Origin of the sequence: Streptomyces gottesmaniae, assembly GCF_031845845.1 — a bacterium.
In the GTDB taxonomy this organism is placed as follows: Bacteria; Actinomycetota; Actinomycetes; order Streptomycetales; family Streptomycetaceae; genus Streptomyces; species Streptomyces akebiae.
Map to the genome: position 1 here is coordinate 99202 of NZ_JAVRFJ010000024.1, position 24380 is coordinate 123581.

At 70.8% G+C, this 24380-nt stretch carries 17 protein-coding genes; 5 read left to right on the forward strand and 12 right to left on the reverse strand.

The window, feature by feature from the left end; all coding sequences use genetic code 11:
* The first annotated feature begins 77 nt into the window (after positions 1-77).
* The 3 genes from RM704_RS25955 to RM704_RS25965 all read left to right on the forward strand — a co-directional run bounded on the left by RM704_RS25955 (position 78) and on the right by RM704_RS25965 (position 2743).
* On the forward strand, positions 78-800 hold the full coding sequence (locus tag RM704_RS25955; protein ID WP_033529449.1) for a VOC family protein: 723 nt from the start codon (positions 78-80) through the stop codon (positions 798-800).
* Positions 801-901: 101 nt separating this feature from the next.
* Positions 902-1099 carry a DUF4236 domain-containing protein gene (locus RM704_RS25960; RefSeq protein ID WP_033529450.1) on the forward strand — a complete coding sequence of 66 codons (198 nt, stop codon included), beginning with the start codon at positions 902-904 and terminating at the stop codon, positions 1097-1099.
* 114 nt (positions 1100-1213) lie between these two features.
* Complete coding sequence (locus tag RM704_RS25965; protein WP_311591295.1) at positions 1214-2743, forward strand: helix-turn-helix domain-containing protein; 1530 nt, start codon at positions 1214-1216, stop codon at positions 2741-2743.
* A 277-nt stretch (positions 2744-3020) separates the two neighbouring features.
* On the opposite strand, the gene RM704_RS25970 is transcribed toward RM704_RS25965, so the two are convergent.
* Positions 3021-3899, reverse strand: coding sequence for an NADP-dependent oxidoreductase (locus RM704_RS25970; RefSeq protein ID WP_033529451.1), 879 nt, complete (start codon positions 3897-3899; stop codon positions 3021-3023).
* A gap of 63 nt (positions 3900-3962) precedes the next feature.
* Positions 3963-5162 (reverse strand): MFS transporter, encoded by a 1200-nt coding sequence (locus RM704_RS25975; protein WP_052146229.1) that lies wholly within the window; start codon positions 5160-5162, stop codon positions 3963-3965.
* A 58-nt stretch (positions 5163-5220) separates the two neighbouring features.
* On the opposite strand from RM704_RS25975, the gene RM704_RS25980 reads away from it, so the two are divergent.
* On the forward strand, positions 5221-5598 hold the full coding sequence (locus RM704_RS25980; RefSeq protein WP_033529452.1) for a MerR family transcriptional regulator: 378 nt from the start codon (positions 5221-5223) through the stop codon (positions 5596-5598).
* 169 nt (positions 5599-5767) lie between these two features.
* Here RM704_RS25980 and RM704_RS45635 read toward each other — a convergent pair whose 3' ends face one another.
* The 6 genes from RM704_RS45635 to RM704_RS26010 form a co-directional block, all read right to left on the reverse strand.
* Positions 5768-7657, reverse strand: coding sequence for an RICIN domain-containing protein (locus RM704_RS45635; protein ID WP_438828951.1), 1890 nt, complete (start codon positions 7655-7657; stop codon positions 5768-5770).
* Between the two features lie 1387 nt (positions 7658-9044).
* Entirely contained in the window at positions 9045-10814 is a 1770-nt protein-coding gene (locus tag RM704_RS25990) for an amylo-alpha-1,6-glucosidase (protein WP_033529454.1), read from the reverse strand.
* Positions 10815-10903: 89 nt separating this feature from the next.
* Complete coding sequence (locus RM704_RS25995) at positions 10904-11746, reverse strand: carbohydrate ABC transporter permease (protein WP_033529455.1); 843 nt, start codon at positions 11744-11746, stop codon at positions 10904-10906.
* Positions 11743-12726: a carbohydrate ABC transporter permease gene (locus RM704_RS26000; protein WP_033529456.1), complete on the reverse strand. Its 984-nt coding sequence runs from the start codon at positions 12724-12726 to the stop codon at positions 11743-11745. Before RM704_RS26000 ends, RM704_RS25995 begins: the two co-directional genes overlap by 4 nt.
* A gap of 21 nt (positions 12727-12747) precedes the next feature.
* A complete protein-coding gene (locus tag RM704_RS26005; protein WP_033529457.1) occupies positions 12748-13995 on the reverse strand; it encodes a sugar ABC transporter substrate-binding protein in 1248 nt (415 codons plus the stop codon).
* A gap of 276 nt (positions 13996-14271) precedes the next feature.
* Complete coding sequence (locus RM704_RS26010) at positions 14272-15288, reverse strand: LacI family DNA-binding transcriptional regulator (protein WP_033529458.1); 1017 nt, start codon at positions 15286-15288, stop codon at positions 14272-14274.
* A 514-nt stretch (positions 15289-15802) separates the two neighbouring features.
* Here RM704_RS26010 and RM704_RS26015 point away from each other — a divergent pair.
* Positions 15803-19456: a LamG-like jellyroll fold domain-containing protein gene (locus tag RM704_RS26015; protein ID WP_052146230.1), complete on the forward strand. Its 3654-nt coding sequence runs from the start codon at positions 15803-15805 to the stop codon at positions 19454-19456.
* Positions 19457-19669: 213 nt separating this feature from the next.
* Here the strand turns inward: RM704_RS26015 and RM704_RS26020 are convergent, their stop codons facing one another.
* From RM704_RS26020 to RM704_RS26035, 4 genes are all read right to left on the reverse strand, one after another.
* Positions 19670-20809 (reverse strand): ABC transporter substrate-binding protein, encoded by a 1140-nt coding sequence (locus tag RM704_RS26020; RefSeq protein ID WP_033525254.1) that lies wholly within the window; start codon positions 20807-20809, stop codon positions 19670-19672.
* Positions 20810-21044: 235 nt separating this feature from the next.
* The gene (locus tag RM704_RS26025; RefSeq protein WP_311591298.1) at positions 21045-22214 is read right to left on the reverse strand and encodes a PucR family transcriptional regulator; all 1170 of its coding nucleotides are present in this window, start codon (positions 22212-22214) and stop codon (positions 21045-21047) included.
* Between the two features lie 54 nt (positions 22215-22268).
* Complete coding sequence (locus RM704_RS26030) at positions 22269-23504, reverse strand: cation:proton antiporter (protein ID WP_033525253.1); 1236 nt, start codon at positions 23502-23504, stop codon at positions 22269-22271.
* 486 nt (positions 23505-23990) lie between these two features.
* Positions 23991-24215, reverse strand: a complete 225-nt coding sequence (locus tag RM704_RS26035) for a heavy-metal-associated domain-containing protein (protein ID WP_033525288.1) — start codon at positions 24213-24215, stop codon at positions 23991-23993.
* Positions 24216-24380 lie beyond the last annotated feature (165 nt).

Consider the following 24380-nt stretch of genomic DNA (forward strand, 5'->3'; position numbering starts at 1 on the left):
TCCTAGCATGGCTGTTCCTCATGGGCGGGGGACGAGCCCTGTCCGCGGCCGTGCCGACGGATCGGAGATCCCCCGCGATGACGTCCCACCTCCACGCGCTCAGCTTCGACGCGAACGACCCCGTCGGCCTCGCGCACTTCTGGGCCGGCGTCCTGGACCGGGAGACGACCGAGGACCCCTACGGGGGCATCGCGCTCGCGCCGGACGACGGCACCGGGCTGCGGCTGCGCTTCCTGCCCAGCCAGGAGAAGAAGACCGTCCCCAACCAGATGCACTTCGACCTGACCAGCACGTCCCTCGACGACCAGCGGCGGATCGTGGAACGGGCGCTGGAGCTCGGCGGCCGGCACATCGACATCGGCCAGCTCCCGGAAGAGAGACACGTGGTCCTCGCCGACCCGGAGGGCAACGAGTTCTGCGTCATCCCGCCGGGCAACAGCTTCCTCGCCGGCTGCGGCTTCATCGGCGCGGTCGCGAGCGACGGCTCGCAGGAGGTCGGGTACTTCTGGAGCCGGGCCCTCGGCTGGCCCCTCGTCTGGGACCAGGACGAGGAGACCGCGATCCAGTCGCCGCAGGGAGGCACGAAGATCACCTGGGGCGGTCCGCCGCTGGCCCCGAAGGCGGGGAAGTACCGCCTCCACTTCGACCTCGTGCCGTCCGCCGGCAGTGACCAGCGGAGCGAGATCGACCGCCTCGTCTCCCTCGGCGCGGCCCCCGCCGACATCGGTCAGGGCCCGGTCGACTGGGCGGTACTGGTCGACCCCGACGGCCACGAGTTCTGCGTACTGCCGCCGCGCTGAGGCAATCGCCGCCCGGGAGAGCCCAGTTGCCGTACGGCGGGTGGGGATGCGGACCGAGGAGCGGGGTACCCGTCGGACATCGGGAAGGGAAGGAAGCAGACATGCCGCTCACGTTCCGCAAGAGCTTTCGGATCCTGCCGGGTGTGCGACTGAACATCAACAAGCGCTCCTGGTCCATCACCACCGGCGGCCGCAACGGCCCCCGCCACACCCACAGCAGCACCGGACGCCGTACGACCTCGATGGACCTGCCCGGCCCCTTCGGCTGGCGCCGCACCCGCAACGCGCGGCGCCCCTGAGCCCGGCTGACGGACCATCACGCCCATCACACCCATCACCTGAACGGGCCCGTGTCACACCCCCAACGGACCCCTCGAGAGGCGTCATCTCATATCTGAGATAACCTCTCCCTCATGGCAGACGACTACCTCGAACGCATCGGCAAGCTCATCCGTGACGCCCGACAGCACCGTGGCTGGACACAGTCACAGTTGGCGGAGGCACTCGGGACGAGCCAGAGCGCGGTGAATCGTATCGAGCGCGGCAATCAAAACATCAGCCTTGAGATGATCGCCCGAATCGGTGAAGCCCTCGACAGTGAGATCGTCTCGCTGGGCTACGCGGGTCCGATGCATCTGCGGGTGGTCGGCGGGCGTCGGCTGTCGGGCGCGATCGACGTGAAGACCAGCAAGAACGCGTGTGTAGCGCTGCTGTGCGCCACCTTGTTGAACAAGGGGCGCACAGTGCTGCGCCGGGTCGCCCGCATCGAGGAGGTGTACCGCCTTCTGGAGGTGCTCGGCTCCATCGGCGTGCGCACCCGGTGGATCAACGGCGGCGTCGACCTGGAGATCGTGCCGCCGGCCGAGGTGGACCTCGACGCCATCGACGCGGCGGCGGCTCGCCGCACCCGCTCGATCATCATGTTCCTCGGCCCGCTGCTGCACCGTATGGACCACTTCAAGCTGCCGTACGCGGGCGGTTGCGACCTCGGCACGCGGACGATCGAGCCGCACATGATCGCCCTGCGCCGGTTCGGCCTCGACATCACGGCCACCGAGGGGCTGTACCACGCCGAGGTGGACCGCTCCGTCACCCCCGGCCGTCCGATCGTGCTGACCGAGCGCGGGGACACGGTGACCGAGAACGCGCTGCTCGCCGCCGCCCGCCACGACGGCGTCACCGTCATCCGCAACGCCTCGTCCAACTACATGGTCCAGGACCTCTGCTTCTTCCTGGAGGCCCTCGGCGTACGGGTGGAGGGCATCGGCACCACCACGCTCACCGTGCACGGGGTGCCGCACATCGACGTGGACGTCGACTACTCCCCCTCCGAGGACCCGGTCGAGGCGATGAGCCTGCTCGCCGCGGCGGTCGTCACCGAGTCCGAACTGACCGTGCGCCGGGTGCCGATCGAGTTCCTGGAGATCGAGCTGGCGGTCCTGGAGGAGATGGGGCTCGACCACGACCGCTCACCGGAGTACGTCGCCGACAACGGCCGTACGCGCCTGGTGGACCTCACCGTCCGTCCCTCGAAACTCCAGGCGCCCATCGACAAGATCCACCCCATGCCGTTCCCCGGCCTGAACATCGACAACGTCCCCTTCTTCGCGGCCATCGCCGCCGCCGCGCAGGGCCAGACGCTCATCCACGACTGGGTCTACGACAACCGGGCGATCTATCTGACGGACCTCAACCGCCTCGGCGGCCGCCTCCAACTCCTGGACCCCCACCGTGTCCTGGTCGAGGGCCCCACCCGCTGGCGCGCGGCCGAGATGATGTGCCCGCCCGCGCTCCGTCCGGCCGTGGTCGTCCTGCTGGCGATGATGGCCGCCGAGGGCACGTCCGTGCTCCGCAACGTCTACGTCATCAACCGCGGGTACGAGGACCTCGCGGAGCGTCTCAACACCGTGGGGGCGCAGATCGAGATCTTCCGGGACATCTGAGGGTCGCAGGCAAGAGCGCCGCCACACCCCCGCCGAGCCGCATGGAACACGGGGCCGGAGGGGAAGTGGCGGCATCACCCCCGTAACCGCCCGAAGCCAACCCGAGGTGCACCCACCTCTGCCGCCCGGTCGTCTTCAACTCCGCCGAACGCACCCGGGAACGCCCCTGCCGCGGTGACACAGGCAGAGTGACACCGCCTGAGTGACACCGGTGGTGGGCCCGTCCAGGAGGCGGACCCACCACGGGCTCGGCGGTGCCGGCGCCGGGCCGAAGGGCTCAGAAGAGAAGGACGACCTTGCCGGACAGCCCTCCGGCCTCGAAGCGCTCGTGGGCCGTGCGCACCGCCGTCACCGGGTGGTGCTCCGCCACCCGCACCCGGAGCCGACCGGCCTCCGCCAGCTCCACCAGCTCGGCGAGATCCTTCTTGCTCTCCTGCACATAGCTCTTGGCGGCACCGGGCACGGCGGGCAGGGGCTCGTCGGAGATCGAGACGTACCGCCCTCCCTCGACGAGCGACGAGGACACGTCCACGCCCGCGGTGTCGAGTACCGCGTCGTATGCCTCCTTGGGCAGGTCCGTGGCGAGGTCCACCACGGTATCGGCGCCCAACTCCCGTACGACGTCGATGTGTTCGGCCCGAGAAACCAGCCCGTCGACGGCCACGCCGGCCCGTCGCGCGAGTTGGACCGCCAGTCCGCCGACCGCGCCGGCCGCCCCGGTGACCAGAAGACGGCCGCGGCTCACCAACCGCAGCTTCGCGAGGGCCTGCAGCGCGGTGGTCCCGGCCAGTGGCAGCGTGGCCGCCTCCGCGAGACTGAGCGTGGTCGGCGCGTGGGTCAGGAGGTGGTCCGGCAGGGCGACCGACTGGGCCCAGGTGCCGCGTCCGGTGGCGATCTGCGCGGACATGGCGATCACCCGGTCGCCCACGGCGAACTCGGCGGACGAGCTCGCGACGACGACGCCGGCCAGGTCCCAGCCCAGGGTCATCGGGAACTGGGGGCCCACGTCCCAGGCGCGGGTCTTCCAGTCCACCGGGTTGAGGCTGCTCGCGACCGTCCGGACCAGCACTTCTCCCGGGCCGGGCACCGGTTCGGCGATCTCCCGGACCTCAAGCACCTCCGGGCCTCCGTGGACGTCGATCTGCACAGCGAGCATGGCGGAACTCTCCTTGTGGGTCGCAGCGATGGTTCGGACAGCGAGTCGGGCGGGGAAGCGGGATCAGGCAGCGGTGGCGGGGCTGGCCTCCGCGGGGGTGCCGGCGACCTCGGGCTCCGCCTTGGGCCGCAGCGGGAGCGCGTAGCAGGAGACGAGGAGGCCGAGAGCGCTGAGGACCGCGCCGGCGAGACCGGTCCAGCGCAGGGCGTCGGCCGCGACGACGCCGCCGCCGACCGCCGACCCCATGGCGGTGGCCAACTGGAAGGCACCGACGTTGACCGAGACCGCCAGGGTCGGCGCCTGCCGCGCGTGACGCAGGATCAGGCCCTGCAGCGGGGCGATCGTCGCGGTGGCGAGCAGCCCCAGCAGCAGCACGGCCAGAACCGCCGTCGGCCTCCACGTCACCGCGAAGGGCGTGCAGGCGAGCAGCAGCGCCAGCGCCGCGAAGACGCCGCGCAGGGTGGCGGCCGGAGCCCTGTCGGTCAGGCGCCCCGCGATGATGTTGCCGAGGAAACTGCCGCCGCCGTAGGCGAGCAGCAGGATGGAGACGACGAACGCGGGGAATCCGGTGACCTCGGTGAGCAGCGGCGCGATGTAGGTGAAGACCGTGGCGACGCCGGCGAAACCGACGGCGGTGGTGGCGATGGCGAGCAGGACCGGGCGCTGGGCCATGATCCTGATCTCGGCGCGGGCGCCCGCCGACTCGGCGTGCCGACGCGGCAGGACGGCGGCCAGCAGCGCCACGCCGAGCAGGGTCAGCACCGTGAGGACGACGAACGGCGTGCGCCAGTTGGTCCGTTCACCCAGCAGGGCCCCCAGCGGCACGCCGAGGAGCGTCGCCACGGTCAGGCCGGAGACGACCGCGGCGGTCGCCCGGCCCACCTTGTCCTCGGGGACGACCTGGCTGGCGACGACCAGGGAGAGCGCGAAGAACGCCGCGTGGCTGAGCGAGGACAGCACACGGCCGGCCAGCAGCACCTCGTACGAGCCGGCGAACGCGCTGACGGCGCTGCCGACGGCGAAGAGCAGCATCAACGACAGGGCGAGACCCTTGCGTGGCGTGCGCACGGTCAGGAGGGTGAGGAGGGGGCCGCCGACGACCACGCCGAGGCCGTACGCCGTGACGGTCTGGCCGGCCGCGCCCACGGAGACGTCCAGGTCCTCGGCCACCTGGGGCAGCAGCCCGGCGACGAGGTACTCGGAGGTTCCCACGACGAACACGCTCACGCACAGGGCCGCGAGAATCACGGAACTCTTCTGCATGCGGGAACGCTAAAGTCTGACATCAGTGTCAGAGTCAAGTCGGTGAGGGGGCGGATCCATGCGCATGGGCGAGATGGTGCGACGCACCGGGGTCAACGAGCGGCTGCTGCGCTACTACGAGGAGCAGGGACTGCTGACGCCCGAGCGGCTGCCCAGCGGTTATCGGGTGTACTGCGACAAGGACGTGGAGACGGTGCGCCGGATCCGGGTGCTGCTCACCGCCGGGCTGACCACGGACACGATCGCGAGGGTGCTGCCGTGTGTGCGGGAGGAGGACGAGCGTCTGGTCCCGGTCTGTTCGGACCTGATCGCCCAGCTTCGGCAGGAGCGGGAGCGGATCACCCGCTCCATCGACGACCTGGAGGCGTCCCGCGCCATGCTGGACACGGTCATCGACGCCGGGGCCGAACAGGCCCCGGCGGTCAGCCGCCGATGAAGTCCTGGAGGAGCCGCACCACTTCGGGCGCTGACTCCTCCCCCTCTGCGGAGTCCCGTGCAGCGTGAAACATCCGGAGGACCGTTCCGGGACAGCTGATGTGCGAGTGGCGCCGCCCCCCGCCGGACGGGGTGCGGCGCCACTTCGGCTTCCCTGAACCGTCGTCGGGTCAGTCCTTGCCGGTGAGCCTCCAGATCTGGTTCTTCTTGGTGGTCAGGGTGCTCCCCGTGTCGCACGGCCACTGGTGGACGAGGGCGCCGGGTGCGGTCGAGATGGTGCTGACGTCGACGCACTTGCCGCTGTGGACGGCGACGAGCTGGTAGTCGTGGCTGTTGCCGAGCGCGGTCACCGCCGCCAGTCTGAACCGCTGGTTGGTGCCGCCGTGGCAGGTCCACTGCTGGACGGCGGCGCCGTTGGCCGTCGAGATGCCCGCGACGTCCAGGCACTTGCCGCTGGAGTGGTTGACGACGGTGTAGGTGTCGGTCGTGCCGGAGACACGGTGGAAGTCGAAGACCTGCTCCTCGCCGCTTCCGCAGGTGTTCTGCCGGTACTGGGTGCCGTCCGCGGTGGACTTGGCGGGATCTTCGAGGCAGAGGCCGCTGTGCTGGGCCACCGCGGTGGAGGAGAAGGCGGCCGGGGCGCCGATGTGCAGGCTCGCCGGTGCGAAGGAGACCTGGTCGAGGTGCGGGGCGGAGCTGGAGCGCATGGGCTGTCCGATGTCGCTGCCGCCGCCCGAGTACACCTTGCCGATGGTGGTGCCGTCCCAGTCGTAGAGCTGTGAAGAGGTGAACTTGACCGTGTTGGCGCCCTTCTTGAGGGTGACGTGGGCGGTGTGGTCGGCGAACTGGTTCCAGTGCAGGGTGCTCGCGAAGTGGACGCGGGTGGCGTCGCCGCCGTTGACGCTGACGTCGGCGTGCTCGGCGTACAGGTCGGGGTTGTAGTGGTTGGAGGGCAGCTCCTCGGCGTTGGCATAGCGCATCGTCATGGCGTAGGTGCCGGCCGAGGGCGCGTCGACGTCGAGGGTGAGGGAGTTGGCGGTTCCGTCGGAGATGCCGGTGACGACGCCGCCGTCGGCCTGGCTGTAGCTGGTGGAGACGTCGGCGGTGCCGGTGAGGGTGCCGTCCTCGGCCTGGTAGGTGACGACGTTGCCGGTGGTGACGGCGGAGGTGGCGCCGAACGGGGTGACGGCCAGGTCGTCCAGGGCGAGGGTGCCGCCGGCGCCGGTCACCTCCACCTTGTTGATGCCGGCCTTCAGGTACACCCGGTTGGTGGAGGTGGACCAGGCGTCGGGCGTCGCGCCGGAGAGGGTCTGGTCGTCGGCGGCCCTGCCGTTGACGGTGAGGTCGGCCCGGCCCGTGTTGCGGAAGCGAGCCGTGAGGTCCGCGTAGCCGTCACGCGCCGAGTAGACCCAGAACGTCGCCGACTTGCCGGAGGTGAGGTTCACCGCGCCGGCGCCGGACTGGCCCTGGGAGGTGTAGGTGGTGCTGCCGTTGTCGGAGAGGGTGGCCTGCTCGGCCTCGTGGAGCGTGGTGCCCTGGACGTCGGCGTCCCGGTACCGGAGGTCGATCTTGTCGATGATGGCGTCACCGTCGGTCTTCGCGCCGTTGTCGCCGGTGGTGGCCAGGGTGATGGTGTGGCTGCCGGCGGTGAGGTGCACGGTGGTGTCGCTGTGGCCCCACACCACCCACTGGAAGCCCACCGGGATGTCGACCCTCTTCGAGGCGCCGCCGTCGACCCGCAGGTACACGTCGGTCGGGCCCTTGACCTCGGCGTCCTTGGCGTAGCTGCTGCCGAACACCGACAGGTCGTAGTCGCCGGTGGTGGGGACGGAGACGGGGAAGGAGATCACCGTGGTGGAGCCGGTGCGCAGACCGCCGACGTCCTTCGTACCCGAGGCGGGGAACTTGCCGACGTTGCCGGTCGTGCCCTCGGTGTTGATGTTGTAGCCGCTGCCGCTGAGTGTGGCGCTCTCGGCCTCGTACGTGCCCGTCCAGGTGCTGTCGGAGGGGGTGGCGGAGCCGGTGCCGCCCGGGGAGACGATCACCTGGTACGCGGACATCGCGTCGAGGGTGATGGGGACGGTGATCGAACCGTCGGAGCCCACGGCGACGTCGGCGTCGGAGAGCCGGGTCGGCGTGGCCGCCGCGCCGAGGTAGCCGCTGTAGCGGTCCTGGAAGACACTCACGTGCACGGTGTCGCCGAAGACCGCGGGATCGATGTTCTTGATGACCGTGTCGGAGGCGCCGCTGGTGCCTCCCCCGGCGAGGATGACGCGGGCCTGCTTCTTGCCCGTGTCCAGGCTCGCCAGGCCCTGCAGGGTGTAGGCGGCGTTGTTCCCGGAGCTGGTGACCTTGACGGTGTCGCCGCTCATGGAGCTGTACCAGTTGTAGAGCCACCACTGGGCGTTGGGGGTGTTCTGGGCGGCGGCGGAGTCACCGAGGTTGCCGTTGATGTTCCAGTACGGCAGGTTGCCGTCGATCTTCTTGTCCTCGATGGCCGAGATCCACTGCACCATCTGACCTGGGTCGGTCAGGTGGTAGCGGTGGGCGTACTCGTTGAGGTTGACGGTGATCGGCGAGGTGATGCCGGCGGCGGTCTCCACCGCGCGGTAGGAGTCGACGGTGCTGCGCACGTCCGCCGGGCTGCCCAGGGTGTGCCAGGTGACCACGTCGGGCAGGCAGTTGTTGGTCTTGCAGTAGTTCAGGAAGCCGCTGAGGGAGGAGGAGGTGTAGCTGGAGGTGTTGGGCCCCGCCAGCCGCGCCTCGGGCCAGATGCCCTTGATGAAGTTGTACGTCTGGCGCCACTCCGCGTTGAAGTTGTTCAGCGCGGTGGAGTTGGTGCGCATGCCGCTGAACCAGTTCAGGTCGGGCTCGTTGTAGGGGACGAAGACGATGTGGCTCGCGTGGGGGCTGGCCTTCGCCTGCTCCACCTGGGTGCGCATCGTCTCCTGGTAGGCCGCGTAGCTCGTGCGCTCGTAGTTGGCCCGGTAGACGTCCGTCATGTAGATGAAGACGTCCCCGCCGCCGCTGTCCACGAACGGATCGGCGATCTCCAGGGCGTCCGATCCGGGGTGCTGCTGTCCGTCCTGGTACTTGGTGTTGGTGGTCTGCACCCCCATCCCCTCGATGAGGTTGTTGGTCGGCACGTCCGGGCCGTACAGGCCGTACAGCACTCCGGAGGCGCCACCGCGGAAGGCTCCGGTGGTGGTGCCCAGGTCGACGGTGAGGGTGGGGTCCGCGGCGGCGGCCGGCGCCGCGATCGCGGTGGTGAGGCCGGCCAGGACGGTCAGCGGAAGCAGTGTCCGGGTGATGCCGTGAAGAAGCCGTCTCGAGGCCGAGCGGCTCTGCCCGAGTCTTCGCATGTGCTCACGTTCCTTCAGGATGGGGCTTGTATGTGCTGCTCCGGCCCCCGTGCCGGACGTGTGGGTGGGTGCTGGTGCCGCGGCCCTAGCGCGTGCGTCGGTCGGGAGTGGCGCCGGTCGCGGCCTCCGCGCGCAGGTGGTGGTCATGGGCGAGCAGGAGGTAGCTGCTCGCGGTCCAGGTGTAGGCCCGGTCGCGCAGGCCGGTGCCGGTGAGGGCGTCGAAGTTCTCGGCGAAGCCGTGGGTCTCGCACAGGGCGCGGAAGCGGGCGCTGATGTCGTCCGCGAGGCGTTCGTGTCCGGCGCGGCGCAGGCCGTCCTCGACGAGGACGGTGGCGGGTGCCCAGATCGGGCCGCGCCAGTAGCCGTCGGCCACGTAGTGCGGTGAGGTGGGCAGTTCGGTGGCGAGGCCGTACGGGGTCAGATGTGCCTTGATGTGGTCGGCGAGGGTGCCGGCGACCTCGGCGGGCAGGTGCTCGCCGAGCGCGATGGGCATCAGGTCGAGGAGGCCGGCGCTGCTCCAGGTGTCCCCGGTGCCGGCCGAGCGGGCGACGAACCTGTCGCCGTTCCACAGCTGGTCCAGCAGCGCGGCTTGGGTCTCCGCGGCCGTGCGCGTCCACCGTGCGGCCTCGTCCCCCTTGCCCAACTCCGCTGCCAGGGACGCGAGTTCGTGGAGTTGGAGGACGAGGAAGGCGGCGAGGTCGGCGGTGACGACCACCCGCTCGGGGTCGAAGGTGGTGGCGTTGTCCCAGCCGCTGTCGTTGCCGTGCTGGTAGTGGGGCAGGTCGGCACCGGGGGCACGCCGGGCGGTGAGCCAGAAGTCGGTCCAGCGCTCCAGGCGCTCGTACGCCAAAGCGAGTTCGGTCCGGTCAGGAGGGGTCGGCAGGGTGCGGCGCAGATGGCCGAAGGCCCAGCCGTGGATGGGCGGTTTGACGAAGTTGTACAGCACCTCGGAGTGGGTGACCGAGTCCGGCAGGGCGCCGCTCTCGTCCTGGTGGTCGAAGGGCAGGTGGAACTGGTCCAGGGCCAGTTCGGGGCGGCCCGGCGCGAGGGCGAGGGCGTTGAAGCAGTGGTCCCAGCTCCAGACCTTGTCCATCCAGTGCTTGGACATCAGCACGCCAGGCCGGGTGACCAGGCCCTGCGCGGCGACGGTCGCCGACCAGACGACGTAGGCGGCGAGTTCGGCGGCCGGGGTGGCCTCCGAGCGCCAGGGGGCCACGGTGTCGACGAAGTCCGCGAAGGCGGCGTGTGCGGCGGCCGTGACGGCGTCGAAGGGCGCCGAGGACACGTACGGGGGGCGGGCGGTGTCGAACTCCTCGATCGCGATCTCCCAGTCGCCGCCACCCCGCGCGGACACGGTGACACCTCGGTCGGCGCCACCCAGGGCCTGGTCACCGACCGTGTCCGCGAGGACGCCGGACAGCAGGGTGACGCGGTAGCGGCGGCCGGTCTCGTACGAGGTGAAGACATGCGCGTTCGCCGCCGGGTCGTGGAAGAAGTACGTGCCGCTGAACGGGGTCAGGGTCCGCGCGGCGGCGAGGACGCCGAAGTGCGTGCCGCTGCCGCGCAGGCGTACGGTGTCCGGTGTCTCGTAGGCGAGTTCGACGCGGCCCTTCCCGTCGGTCCAGGTGAGCAGGCCCGGCGTCGCCTCGACGCGGGTCTCGGCCCGATCACCCGTCGCCGGGTCCAGGGGGACCAGACGCAGCACGCCGTGCATGCCGTTCTGGTGCGAGACGAGGTGGAGGTCCTCGGCGTAGGTCTTCTCCGCCACCACGGGGGAGATGTCGAACCAGGATCCGTACGCGCTGAACGGGATGTCGTGGACGGAGAAGGCCGGGCCGGATCGGGCGGCGGTCATGTGGCGTGACTCGTTTCTGGAGCAGGGGGTGCCGACCGGCCGGCGCGGGAGGGCGCCGGCGGTCGTGGCGGGTCTGGCGGGTGGGGGTTTCAGTCCTTGACGGCGCCGGTGGTGACACCGGCGGCCACATAGCGCTGGGCGAGGACGAGGATGACCGCGGCGGGCAGTGACGCCACGACGGCGGTGGCCATGATGGCGTTCCACTCCTGGTTGTTGTTGCCGATGTAGTGGTAGATGCCGAGGGTGATCGGTTCGTGGGTGCCGCCGTTGACCAGGGTGTTGGCGAAGACGAAGTCGGACCAGGACCACAGGAACGCGAACAGCGAGACGGTGACGACGGCGTTGCGGCTCATCGGCAGGACGATCGACCAGAAGGTGCGCAGGGCCCGCGCCCCGTCCATCTGCGCGGCCTGGAGCAGTTCGCCGGGGATGCCGGACATGAACGCGGTGAAGATGAGCACCGCGAAGGGGACCGCCAGGGTGGAGTCGGCGACGATCAGGCCGGGCACGGACTGGAGCAGGCCGAGCTGGAGGTAGATGGCGTAGAAGCCCATCGCCATGATGATGCCGGGGATCATCTGGGCGGCCAGCAGGACGAAGCTCAGCAGGCCGCCGCCGCGTGGGCGCAGCTTGGCGAGGGCGTATCCGGCGGGCGCGGCCAGGGCCACGGTCAGGACGACGGTGCCGAGGGCGACGACGAGGCTGGTGCCGAGGTAGGGCAGTTGCTCGTCGAGCACGGTGCGGTAGCCGGCCAGGGTGCCGTGGGTCGGGAACAGGTCCGGCGGGCTCTTGCGCATGTCCTGGTCGCGGGTGAAGGAGACGTTGACCATCCAGTAGACCGGGAAGAGCATGACCCCGGTGAGCAGCAGGCCGAGGGCCGTCTTTCCCGCGCTGCCGCGGCGCCGCCTCGGGGCCGCCTGGGCGATCGTCATGACAGTGCCTGCTTTCGCTGGACCCGGACGTACACCAGGCCGAAGACCAGGGCGGCGACCACGAGCAGGTTGCCGACGGCCGCGCCGGGGCCGAAGGCGGGCAGGAGGTTGCCGAAGCCGAGTTGGTAGGACCAGGTGGCGAAGGTGGTGGACGAGTCCGCCGGGCCGCCCTTGGTCATGATCCAGATGATGTCGAAGACCTTGAGGGTGTAGACGAGGCCCAGCAGCAGGGTGATGGCGGAGACCGGGCGCAGCAGGGGGAACGTGATGCGCCAGAACCGCTGCCAGGCGTTCGCCCCGTCGAGGGCCGCGGCCTCGTACAGCGTTCCGGGGACGGACTGCAGACCGCTGTAGAGCACCACCAGGTTGAACGGGACGCCGATCCAGATGTTCGCGATGATCACCGAGGGCAGTGACCAGTCCGGTGACGTCAGCCAGTTGACCGGGCCGATGCCGACGGCGTGCAGGGCGGTGTTGACGATGCCGGAGTCGCTGTTGAACATCCACGACCAGGTGGAGGCGGACACGATCAGCGGCAGCAGCCAGGGCACCAGGAACAGGGCCCGCAGGGTGGTGGAGAGCCGGAAGTGCTGGTTGAAGAAGACCGCGAGCGCCAGGCCGATGGCGTACTGGAAGACCAGGCACACGGCGGTGAAGACGACGGTGTGCAGCAGGGCGGGCGCGAAGGTCGGGTCGTCGAGGACCTTCTGGTAGTTCGCCAGGCCGGTGAAGGGCGCGTCGCCGTCGACGAAGGAGCGGACGGTGTAGTCGCGCAGGCTCAGGTCGAGGTTGCGGTAGAGGGGATAGGCGTAGAAGAGGGCGAGGTAGAGGGTGACCGGGGCGAGGAAGGCCCAGGCGGCCCACTGCGAGGAGGTCGGACGGCGCCTCTCGCGCGCGCGGGCCCGTGGCGGGGCGGTGGTGGCCGCCCCGCCCCGGTCGTGCGCGGACCGGCGGTCCGGGAGCTGTTTCGTGTCGTTCATCGTCGGCCCGCGCATCCTTGGTTACTTGACGGCCGACTGGGCCTTGGCCAGCGCGTCCTTCGGCGACTCGGCGCCGCTGAGCGCGGACTGGACGGCCTTCCACATCTGCTCGGAGATCTTGGGGTACTTGGTGCCCAGGTCGTCACTGGTACGGCCCTTGGCCGCCCTGACCGCGTCGACCCACGGCTTCAGGTCGGCGTTCGCCGCGACCTGCTTGTCCTGGACTTCGGTGGTGGGAGCGACGTAGGACAGGGTGGTGTCGGTGTCGTAGAGGTTGTCGGTGCTGGTGAGGCAGGTGACCAGCTTCTGAGAGGTGGCGTAGCGGGCGGCGTCCTTCTGGACCGGGACGGTCACGAACTCTCCGCCGGTCGGGGCCGCCGCGTTGCCGCCCTCGGCGGCCGGGACGGGTATCACGCCGTAGTCGAAGCCGGCCTTGTCGGCGCCCGCGAGCTGCCAGGTGCCGTTCTCGCTGAACGCGTAGTCGCCGGTGGCGAACTCCTGCCAGCTGGTGGTCTGGGTGTTGTTGATGACCGAGTTGGGGGCGTAGCCCTTGTCGAGCCAGCCCTTCCAGAGGGACAGCGCGGAGGCGGCCTCGGCGGAGTCGAGTGCGGTGAGCTGTGCGCCCGAGCCCCAGAACCAGGGCAGGAACTGGAAGCTGCCCTCTTCCGTGCCGATCGCCGAGAAGGTGATCCCCTTCTTGCCGGCCTTCTTGACCTTCGCCAGCGCCGCCGTCAGCGACTTCCAGTCCTTGACCGAGGCGATGTCGACGCCCGCCTTCTCCAGCACCTCCTTGTTGTAGTAGAGGGCGAGGGTGTTGGCGCCGATCGGCATGCCGTAGGTCTTGCCGCCGGACTGGCCGGCCGCGAGCAGGTTGGTGTCCACCGCTGAGGTGTCGAGCTTGTTGTCGTCGGTCGTGGTGAGCACGCCCGCCTCGGCCAGGGTCGAGACCACCGGGTTGTCGACGATGAGGACGTCCGGGGAGTTGCCCTGCTGGGCCGCCAGCAGGGTCTTGTTGGGCAGGTCGCTGGTGTCGAAGCCGGTCCGCTTGATCTTCACTCCCGCGTCGGCGCCGCACTTGTCCAGCAGCTTCGTCCAGGCCGAGCCCTTGGCGAACTGCGGGTACGGGTCCCAGACGGTGTACGTGCCGCTGTCCGCGTCCTTGGCGCCGGTGCTGCCCGAGCCGGAGGAGCAGGCGGTGGCGCTGACGGCCACGGCCAGGGCCGTCAGCGCCGCGGCGGTCAGACGGCGCTGTCTGGAGGTGCTGTGCATGGCGGGTTCCTTAGTTTCAGGCATGGGTGTGCCGTGAGAGGGAGGGATGACGGGGGGAACCGGGGTACGCCGAACGGCGGCGGTGGGGCCGGTGGGGATTTCGGTGCGTCAGGAGGCGGACGCCCTGGGCCGGTCAGGAGGCGCAGGCCTTCGGCAGGTCAGGATGCCGGCGTGGCGGGAGGTCGGCGTGGCGGGAGGTCGGCGTGGCGGGAGGTCGGGGCCTGCGGGCAGGCGGGAGGACAGAGCCTGCGGCGGGCGGGAGGTCGGGTTTCGGGTTCAGGTGGTGCCGAGGACGGGACCGGTGCTGGCCCGCAGGGAGATCGGCGGTACGAGCAGGTGGCTGCGGGGCGGCGCGTCGGGGTCGTCCAGCCGCTCGACGAGGAGGTCGACGGCGAGGCGGCCCATCTCCTCCGCCGGTACGTCCGCCGCGGTGAGCTGCGGGGTCACCGTCTCCGCCCACCGGCCGGCGACCACCCCGGTGACGGAGAAGTCGCGCGGCACATGGCGGCCGGCCCGGGCGAGCCCCCGGTACAGGCCGCCCAGCGCCGCCTCGTTCAGCGTGACCAGGCCCGTGGTCGCCGGGTCGTCGCGCAGGATCCGCTCCAGGCACGCCTGCCCGGAGCGGGCGTCGTCCCCGCAGGTGTACGACCGCACGGTCAGCCCACGCTCGGCCGCGGCCTTCGTGAACCCGTCCAGCCCCCGGTGCGCGGACTCGTACCCGGCCCGCAGGAGCTGTTCGGGGCGGTTGACGAAGGCGACCCTGCGGTGGCCGAGGTCCGCGAGGTGGTGGACGCACGCCTCCGCCAGCGCGGTGTGGTCCAGGCCCACCCACCAGCCGCCCTCCGGCCGTGCGGTGCGGCCGATGGCGACGGAGGGGAAGTCCAGGTCGGCCAGGTGATCGACCCGGTCGTCCTCCAGCCTGATCTCCATGAGGATCGCGCCGTCGACCCGCCGCTCCCCCAGCAGCCGCTGGAAGGAACGGTCGCTGTCGACGCCGCTGGGCGACAGCAGCACGTCGTAGTCGTGGGCCGCGGCGGCCTCCACCACGCTGCCGATGAAGTCCAGCTGCATGCCCGTGTAGTGGTTGCCGGCCGGCGGGAAGACCAGGCCGATCGTGCTGGTCCGCCCATTGGCCAGGGCCCGCGCGCTGGCGTTGGGCCGGTAGCCCAGCTGGTCGATGACCCGCTGGATCTTCTGGCGGGTGTCGTCCGAGACGGGGCGTTTGCCGCTCAGCGCGTAGGACACGGTGCTCCGCGAGACACCGGCTCGCCGGGCGATCTCACCGATGTTCACGGAGGGCTCCTTGCTCGAACCGGTTCGGCGCTCCACGGTAGCGGAGCTCGCGAACCGCGTGGGTGGGTGGACCGAGGAGGGCACGCTCCCCGGTTGTCGAACCGGTTCGCGTGAAGTGAAGGTAGGAACAGGCCGGGCGGCTGTCAACACCTCGCGCGGCACTTCGCACCACAGCGCGGCAATCCGGACGTCCCCCGCACCGTCGCGGCCTTGCTCGTGTCGAAGGTATTGCTGTGCGATTTCCCCGGTGCTAACTTCCTGCGAACCGGTTCGATGCAGTGATCCTCCGGCGGCCGGGGGCCCCGCCCCGCACAGCTTCCTGGTGTGGGGAGCGCCGTCACGGCCAGTCGGGTCGGCAGCCCCGCCCCGGAGCGCGGCCGATCGAACCGATTCCGCATCGCCCGCCCCCTCGAACCCGCCTCACCGCCCCGGCACGCGCACGAACGGCCGGGCCGAGCCGGGCCGAGGCGGGCCGACCGGGACCCCCTCACTCACAGGATCGAGGAAGCACTCCATGTCATCCGCTGACAGATCTGCCCGGCGCCGGGCCCCGGCCGCCGTGGCACTGGCGCTCGGCGCGGGCGTGCTGGTCTCGCCGTCCGTCCCCGCCCAGGCGGCCGACGCGCCCGAGCCCACGGCCCGCTACACCTTCGACGAGGACGACCTCACGTCCGGGAAGATCACGGACGTCTCCGGCAACGGTCTGACGGCGAGCCTGGTCAACGGCTCCACCGCGCGGTCCGTCGAGGGCACGGGCGGCGGCAGGGCGCTCGCCCTGCCCGGCGGAGCGCCCACGTCCGACGGCGCGTACGTCCGCCTGCCCCGGGCCGTGGTCGGCGACGCGACCGACCTGACGGTGTCGGCACGCCTGAGATGGGGCGGCGACAAGTCGTCCTGGCAGCGGATCTTCGACCTGGGCACCGACACCACGAAGTACCTCTTCACCACCCCCTCCAACAACGGCGGCGTGCTGCGCACCGCCGTGACCACCGGCGGCGGGGGCGCGGAGTCCCAGGTCTCCGGGTACGCGGCGCTCCCCGCCGATGCCTGGCGGACGGTCACGGTCACCCTCGACACCGCCGCCGGACGGGTCACCACCTACCTCGACGGTGTGGCCGTCTCCTCCGCGAAGACCGGTATCAAGGCCAAGGAACTGCTGGACGCCTCGGCCACCGCCGCCGGTTACATCGGCAAGTCCTTCTGGCCGGACCCGCTGCTCCAGGGCGTGATCGACGACTTCACGGTGTGGCACTCGGCGCTGAGCGCCGAGCAGGTGGCGCAGGTGGTCGGCGACATCCCCACGCTCCGGGCCCTGTCACGGACGTCCTTCGAGGTGCGCACCACCACCGGCACCGCTCCGTCCCTGCCCGCGTCGGTCCGCTCCTCCTACTCCGACGACTACGACCGTGACACACCGATCGTCTGGGACGCCGTGCCCGAGGAGAAGTACGCCCGGCCCGGTACGTTCACGGTGGCCGGGCTCGCGGCCGGACGGGAGGTGGAGGCGACCGTGGCCGTGGTCCGGGAAGGTCAGCTCACCGTCGACCTCGCCTCGGACACCGGCGCGTTCCACGGCGGCGCCTCCGGCACCCTCTACGGCGTGTACGGGCCGGACGTGCCCACCAACAACCTCATCGAGGGCATGGGGCTGCGCACGGTCTCCACCAAGGCGCAGGACGGCCCGCAGCACCCGGGCGCCGACGCGCTGGAGGTGGTGAAGCCGCTGGCGGACTCCACCGACGGCGACGTGTACATCTACATGACCGACATCCACCGCGGCTTCCCGTACCAGTGGCCGGGCGACACCCCTGCGGAGAAGCTCAAGCTCTACGAGGAGAAGATCGCCACGCAGGTCGACCAGGTGCTCCGGCTGCCGGAGGAGTACCAGGACAACATCGTCTTCGTGCCGTTCAACGAGCCCGAGGGCAACATGTTCGGCACCGGCGAGTGGAGCTACGACAAGGTCAGCTGGCTCGACGACCCCGACGCCTTCTTCGCCGCCTGGGACTCCGCGTACAGACTGATCAAGAAGAAGATGCCGGACGCCCGGATCGCGGGCCCGAACACCAGCGTCCTGTACGACCAGGTGAAGGGCTTCATGGCGCACGCCCTGGCCGAAGGCACCCTCCCCGAGGTCGTCACCTGGCACGAGCTGAGCCACCCCGAGGCGGTGCGCGACAGCGTCGCCAAGTACCGGGGATGGGAGAAGGACCTGTTCGCGGGCACCTCGCGCGAGGGCACCGAACTGCCCATCAACATCAACGAGTACGCCTTCAACTACCACACCTCGGTCCCCGGCCAGATGATCCAGTGGGTGTCCGCGATCGAGGAGTCCAAGGTGGACGCCGACATCGCGTACTGGAACATCGACGGCAACCTCTCCGACTCCGCCGTGCAGTCGAACCGCGGCAACGGCCAGTGGTGGCTGCTCAACGCGTACGCCTCGATGAGCGGGCACACGGTGACGGTGGACCCGCCGTTCCCCGGCGAGAACTACACCATGCAGGGCGTCGGCACACTCGACGAGAAGAAGAGGCAGGCCCGGCTGATCTTCGGCGGTTCCACCGGCAAGGGACACATCACCTTCGCCGGCGTCCCGAAGAAGATCTTCGGCGGCGCCGTCCACGCCTGGGTCCGCGAGATCGAGTGGAGCGGGCAGCTCGGCGACAGCTCCGGCCCGAGGCTGCTCACGGAGACGGAGCTGAAGGTCGCCGACGACGGCACGGTCTCCGTCGACTTCGGCGACGGCACCCTGCCGTCCCTGAAGGAGTCCTCGGCGTACGAGATCGTGCTCAGCCCCGCCGGGAAGGCCAGGGCCACCCAGGACGCGCCGGCGCGCTGGCAGCACGCGTACGAGGCGGAGGACGCCGCCCACACCGGCTCCGGCTACTCGAAGAACGGCCCCGAGGGCTCCCCGCGCGACGTGTCGAAGTTCTACACCTCAGGCGGCTACAACGTCGGCGGCCTGCGCACCGGTTCGGACATGACGCTCGACTTCACCGTGGACGTGCCCGAGGACGGCACCTACGACCTGAGCGTCTTCGCCAACTCCCTCAACACCTTCGACAAGGTCAAGGACCAGGGCCCCACCAACGTCTTCCTCCGCGTCGACGGCGGGTCGGACGACGAGCAGGAGCTGCATCTCCCGCTGGGATACAAGTGGGTGGTGTGGGACCACACCGACACCACGGTCCGTCTCACCAAGGGCAAGCACACCCTGACGCTCGCCGCGAGGAGCGCCGACGGCAAGCGCGCCACCAAGGGCGACGCCATCGTCGACCGCCTCGTCCTCACCCTGCCGGACGCCTCCGCCCGCACCCAGGTGTACGAGGGCGAACTCGCCTGGCTGGGCGGCGGCGCACGTCCCGTCTACGACCCGCCGAAGCGGGCGGCCACCGGATCGGGCGCGGCCCGGCTCCCGAAGAAGGGGACCGCCACGTTCTGGGTGTACTCCCCCGCCGACCGCGAGGCCACCCTCCGGGTCGACACCCTGAAGGGGGCGGGCGCCCGGGTCTCCGTCAACGGCCAGGACGTCCTGCGGCTGGACAAGGGCGGCAACAGCGTCGCGGTCTCCCTCTCCGGGGGCGTCAACAAGGTGACGGTGACCGGGGGTTCGTCCACCACACTCGTGGACCGTCTCTCGGTGACCTCCACCGAGGGCACGCTCCCGACGCGTACGTACGAGGCCAAGGACGCCGAACTCGCGGGCTCGGCCGCTCTCAGCCCCCTCTCCCTGGCCACGGGCGGCAGCGCGATCACCGGAATCGGCGGCGACCCGGGCAACGGCAACACCGCCACGTTCACCGTCACCGCGGACCGGGCGGGCACCCACGCGCTGCGCATCCGCTACTCCAACCCCGAGCAGTCGCCGGCCACCCACTACAACCCGGACCCGCTCGCCCGCCACGCCGACCTCGCCGTCAACGGCGTCGAGACGCGCCGGGTCACCTTCCCGCACACCTTCCACCAGAACAACTTCTGGGAGCTGACCGTCCCCGTCCAGCTGAGGAAGGGTCAGAACACGCTCACCTTCCGCTCCGAGGAACTCCCCAACTTCGACGGCACCACCTACGCCTCGGACACCTTCCCCGGCGTGCTGCTCCGCTCCCGCTACGCCCCGCTGATCGACCGGATCACGGTCGCGCCGTACGCGAAGGAGGTGCGATGAGCCGAGCGGCGTCGGCGGTGAGGTGATCCGCACGAGGTCCGGGTGGCGGAGCATCGCCTCCCACCCGCCACCCGGCACAGTGCGCCCACCCCGTCAGCGACGCCGCGAGCGGGCGCCCGGATCCGTCGGAGCGACGGATCCGGGCGCTTCGCCACCCTGGTCGGCATGGAGGCTGCCGCCGGGCGCCGACCGCGGCCGGAGGAGAGGAGGGGGTCAGCGGCCGGGGTGCAGGCCGGGCCAGCCGGGCGTCGGGTCGCCCTTGACCTCACCGAAGTAGAGGGCGAACGTCTGCTTCCACCGCTCGACAGCGGCGCGGTCCTCCATGAAGCGGGGGAAGCCGTCCACGTTGGCCTCGGGGTACTCCCAGATCGGCTTCAGACCGGCGGGCGGGGCGACATCCGTGCGGACCGACCAACCGTTGGAGGTCTGGCGCTCGGTCGAGATCTGCCAGCTCAGGAAGAGCTTGGCCGCCGTCGGGTTGGCGGCCTGTTTGAGGATCGCGATGCGCTGGCCCCATGCCATGAACGGGTGCCCCTCGGGCCGCCCCATGCGGATCGGCCCCGTGCTGGTCGGGCTGCCGCCCGTACCGACCCCCACGACCGCCCGCTTGTTGTTGATCGCGGTGCTGGGCGAGAACGAGCCCCGGGCGAACTGCGGCTGCTGGGCGGCGAGTGCGGCCATCCAGTCCCAGCCGTAGGTCTGCGCGTAGAGGGCGTAGAGGTAGAGCACCGCGTCGTCGTCGTGCGGGTAGGACGAGGCGATCGCGCCCTTCCAGCGCGGGTCGACCAGGTCCAGCGGAGTCCGCGGCGCGTTCGCGCCCGCCGCCGCGACGTCGTAGACGTAGCTGAAGGCGATGACCGCGCCGGCGACCCAGGCGCCGTCGGAGTCCCGGAACTTCTTGTACAGCTTGCCGAACCCGGCGGGCTTGTAGCGCAGCAGCCGTCCCTCGCGCTTCCAGCGGGTGAAGTCGTGCAGGGTCTGCAGCTGTACGACGTCGGGGACCAGGGTGTCGGTGGCGAACTGGTTGTCCACGCGGACGTCGTGGTACTTGCTGTAGTCGACGATCAGCTGGAGGTCGATCTCGGGGAACCGCTGGCGGAAGGCGGCCCGGGCGCCTGCGCCGCTGCCCGAGTCGGCGAGGTCGCCGCCCGCGTAGACGACGAGCTTGCCGCCCTCGGCGATCGCGTCCCGGTACAGCTCGTCGAGCGTCCTGGTGTCCTCGGCCACGGAGTCGCGCGCCGCTTCGGCGGGGGTGGCCGATGCCGACGACGCGGTGACGCCGAGCGCGCCGAGACCGAGCGCGGTGCCCGCTCCGGTCACCAGGAGACGTCGTCGACTGGGAAGACTGGTCACGGGGGTGCCCTTTCTCTGTGGGGGTGGGGGCTCGATGAACGCGGGCCCGAGGGGCACGGAGGTCTGCCTGAGCGGCCGCGTATCTGACGGAACAGTATCTGCTTCATCAGACGAATCTGTCGACGACAGCCATGTGATAGCCCTGTGACAGCCGAGTGACAGGCGGTTCTCATGGGCGTGCCGGGCGATTCCGACGAAGGGGGCGGACCGCCACCACCCTGCGGAACGGGCGTGCCTAGGGCGCCGCCTCGGTGGAACTCAGGGGTCTGGTCGGCCAGTCGAGGAGGCGGGCGCCGATGACCGCGGTCTGGAGCGTGTAGCGGTCGACGGGGTCGGTCGGGTCCACGCCGGTGAGGGTGCGGACGCGGGCCAGCCGGTAGGTCAGGGCGCGCACGCTCAGGGAGAGCCGCCGGGCGGTCGAGGCGGCCACACACCCTGTGTCGAAGTACGCCGTGAGCGTGTCGAGCAGGGGACGGGCCCCGCCGCGTGCCTGCTCCAGCGGTCCCAGCGTGCTGCTCACCAGGTCGACGAGGGCCTGCCGGTCCCGGGCCAGTACCGGAAAGACCAGCAGGTCGGAGGCGCGCAGCAGCGGTTCGTCGAGGCCCATGCGCTGGGCCACGTCCAGGGCGTTGAGGGCCTCCTCGTAGCTGTGGCCGATGCCGACGGTGCCGGGCCGGGAGCGGCCGATGGCGACCTGGGCGCGGCCGGTGGCGGCGTAGGAGCGCTTGGCGAAGTGGGCGAGGACGTCGTCCTGGTCGCCGGGGGCGATGCACACCATGCGGCCGTCCTTGGTGGTGAACAGGATGCGGCGGTTCTCGAAGCGGGCGAACAGGTCGGCCGCCACCTGCCGGGGCACGGGGTCGGTCTCGTCGTACTTCTCCGGTCCCTCGGCCACGGCGACCGCGTGGGCGCGGGACAGGCGCAGGCCGAACCGTTCGGAGCGGGCGGCGAGTTGGCCCCGGTCGCCGCGGCCGTGGAGGAGGTCGTCGATGAACTCCCGGCGGGCGGCCTCCTCCTTGCGCACCACGAGCCGCTGGGCGCGTTCGTAGCCGTCGGCGAAGGCGTCCACGGCCTGTTCGACGACGGCGAGCACGCGGTCCGGGTCGGCCCCGCGGGGCCAGTTCTCCCGGCCGGCCACGAGATGCGCCCGCACCAGCGAACGCCAGCCGTGCCCGGCCTCCGCCGCCCGCGCCCCGAGCGCCCGGCGCGACTCGATCTCGTCCCTGGTCAGCCGTCGGCCGGTGGGCGCGGCGTCCGCGAGGATCCGCTCCAGACCGTCGAGGAAGTCCTCGCCCGGACCCCGGCCGGGCGGGGCGCTCGGGACGCCCGCACCGGGGGTGCCCACCCCCTGCTCGTTCGCGCTCCGGTCCCTGGCGCTCTGCTCGTTCGCGCTCCGATCGCTCATGTCCTCCCCGTTCGGATGGGCGGGCCGTCGACTCGGTCGCGCCCGCGCACGGTCTCAGGCGTTGGCGTGTACGGCCTCGGTGGCGGGTTCCGGGTTCACCTCGGGATGAGCCTCCGGCGTCTGCGCGGGTGCGGTGGCGGCCCGGCGGGTGAGGCGGGTGGCGAGGGGTTCGGTCCAGCGGGCGGTGAGCGGACCGAGGACGACCAGGAGGAGCACGTACGCGGTCGCGAGGGGGCCGACGCGGGGCTCGACCCCGACCGCGAGGCCGGCGATGACGATGGAGAACTCGCCCCGGGCGACCAGGGTTCCGCCCGCGCGCCACCGGCCCTTGGCCGAGATTCCGGCCCGACGCGCCGCCCAGTAGCCGGTGGCGATCTTCGTCAGGGTGGTGACGGCGGCCAGCGCGAGGGCCGGAAGGAGGACGGGCGGGATGTCGGCGGGGTCGGTGTGCAGGCCGAAGAAGACGAAGAAGACGGCGGCGAAGAGGTCCCGCAGCGGGGTCAGGATGCTGCTGGCCCCTTCGGCGACCTCGCCGGACAGCGCGATGCCGACCAGGAACGCGCCCACGGCGGCCGACACCTGGAGGTGCTGGGCGATGCCGGCGACGACGAGGGTGAGGCCGAGGACGACCAGGAGGAGCATCTCGGCGTTGTCGGAGGAGACCGCCCGGCTGATCAACCGACCGTGGCGGAGGGCGACATAGAGGACGGCGCCCACCGTGCCCAGGGCGATCAGCAGGGTCATGGCGCCGCCCGCCAGGCTCACCCCGGCGAGCAGGGCGGTGAGGATCGGCAGGTAGACGGCCATCGAGAGGTCTTCGAGGACGAGGATGCTCAGCACGACCGGAGTCTCACGGTTGCCGAGGCGGCGCAGGTCGCCGAGGACCTTGGCGATGACGCCGGAGGAGGAGATCCAGGTGACGCCGGCCAGGGCGACGGCGGCGACCGGGCCCCAGCCGAGCAGCAGTGCCATCGCCGCGCCGGGGGTGGCGTTGAGCACGAAGTCGACGGCGCCGGAGGGGTATTGGGACTTGAGGTTGGTGACGAGTTCGGAGGCGCTGTACTCGAGACCCAGCAGGAGCAGCAGCAGGATGACGCCTATCTCGGCGCCGGTGGCGACGAACTCCTCGCTGGCCCGCAGGGGGAGGATGCCGCCGTGGCCGAAGGCCAGTCCGGCGAGCAGGTAGAGGGGTATGGGTGAGAAGCCCACCCGTCCGGCGAGGCGACCCAGCATTCCCAGGGCGAGGATGATCGCCCCGAGTTCGATGAGCATGGCTGTGGTGTCGTGCACGGGCGTCTGTCCTCCGTTGACAAGTGCGGTGACGGCGTCTGTGCCTGATGGGAGTCGGCTGCGCGCACGGGTACGCGGACACGCTGGGCAGGCCGGGGAGAGCCCTCCGCCGCGCGGAGGGGGCGTCAGTTCGCGAGGTGTTCGCTCGGACCCGCGGCGCGGCCGGTATCGGGAACGGCGTCGCGCGCGGCGTTCACGACGCGCACGCGGATGACTCGACCCATGTCACGCCCCCCACCGCCGTCGGCCTGTCACCGAGCATCACTCGAACAATTGAGCAAAAAAGCGCTCAACTTAGCGTTGGCGCTCGGTAAGGGATTCTAGCCCACACCGAATAGGTAAAATCACACAATCGGTAAACCGCTGCCCATTTCCCTTTACCGGTCTCCGACGTGACGGAATCCTCACACGGCTGGGGGGACCGGTTCATTGCCGCCTCTCGGCAACGTTCCCGCACCTTTCCTTCCTGCTACGGCAGGCGGCGGTTCAGGCCGCGGCCCGTCGTACGACCTCCGCGACCTCGTAGCCCGCCTCGGCGATCGCGGTGCGCACCGCCGCGTCGTCGACCGTCTCCCCGCGCACGGTCACCAGGCCGGCCCGCACGTCGACATCGACCTCGGTGACGCCGGGCACCGCGACGACCTCCTCGGTGACGCTCGCGGCACAGTGGCCACAGCTCATGCCGGACACGGTGAAGTACTTCTCGGCCATGGGGTCGCTCCTGTCCTCGGTCGGCCCGGTGACTGTGCCGTGGGGGCGCACGGGCCGCTCGGCACGAGGTACGGCGCACGACTGCGCGGTGTTCAGGTGTCGTTCGGCGTCGGTCGCCGTCTCCCCGCGTCGCTCGACGCCGATCGGCGGCATGCGGCGGTCGCC

Bases quoted from the DNA above. Each gene is read 5' to 3' on its own strand.
- RM704_RS25970 (WP_033529451.1), bottom strand. From the start codon at position 3,899: ATGCTCGCTGTGCAGATCGACGTCCACGGAGGCCCGGAGGTGCTTGAG.
- RM704_RS25995 (WP_033529455.1), bottom strand. From the start codon at position 11,746: ATGACGATCGCCCAGGCGGCCCCGAGGCGGCGCCGCGGCAGCGCGGGA.
- RM704_RS26025 (WP_311591298.1), bottom strand. From the start codon at position 22,214: ATGAGCGATCGGAGCGCGAACGAGCAGAGCGCCAGGGACCGGAGCGCG.
- RM704_RS26035 (WP_033525288.1), bottom strand. From the start codon at position 24,215: ATGGCCGAGAAGTACTTCACCGTGTCCGGCATGAGCTGTGGCCACTGT.
- RM704_RS26015 (WP_052146230.1), top strand. From the start codon at position 15,803: ATGTCATCCGCTGACAGATCTGCCCGGCGCCGGGCCCCGGCCGCCGTG.
- RM704_RS26000 (WP_033529456.1), bottom strand. From the start codon at position 12,726: ATGAACGACACGAAACAGCTCCCGGACCGCCGGTCCGCGCACGACCGG.
- RM704_RS25965 (WP_311591295.1), top strand. From the start codon at position 1,214: ATGGCAGACGACTACCTCGAACGCATCGGCAAGCTCATCCGTGACGCC.
- RM704_RS25975 (WP_052146229.1), bottom strand. From the start codon at position 5,162: ATGCAGAAGAGTTCCGTGATTCTCGCGGCCCTGTGCGTGAGCGTGTTC.
- RM704_RS25960 (WP_033529450.1), top strand. From the start codon at position 902: ATGCCGCTCACGTTCCGCAAGAGCTTTCGGATCCTGCCGGGTGTGCGA.
- RM704_RS25980 (WP_033529452.1), top strand. From the start codon at position 5,221: ATGCGCATGGGCGAGATGGTGCGACGCACCGGGGTCAACGAGCGGCTG.
- RM704_RS26005 (WP_033529457.1), bottom strand. From the start codon at position 13,995: ATGCACAGCACCTCCAGACAGCGCCGTCTGACCGCCGCGGCGCTGACG.
- RM704_RS25990 (WP_033529454.1), bottom strand. From the start codon at position 10,814: ATGACCGCCGCCCGATCCGGCCCGGCCTTCTCCGTCCACGACATCCCG.
- RM704_RS25955 (WP_033529449.1), top strand. From the start codon at position 78: ATGACGTCCCACCTCCACGCGCTCAGCTTCGACGCGAACGACCCCGTC.
- RM704_RS45635 (WP_438828951.1), bottom strand. From the start codon at position 7,657: ATGTCCGCGTACCAGGTGATCGTCTCCCCGGGCGGCACCGGCTCCGCC.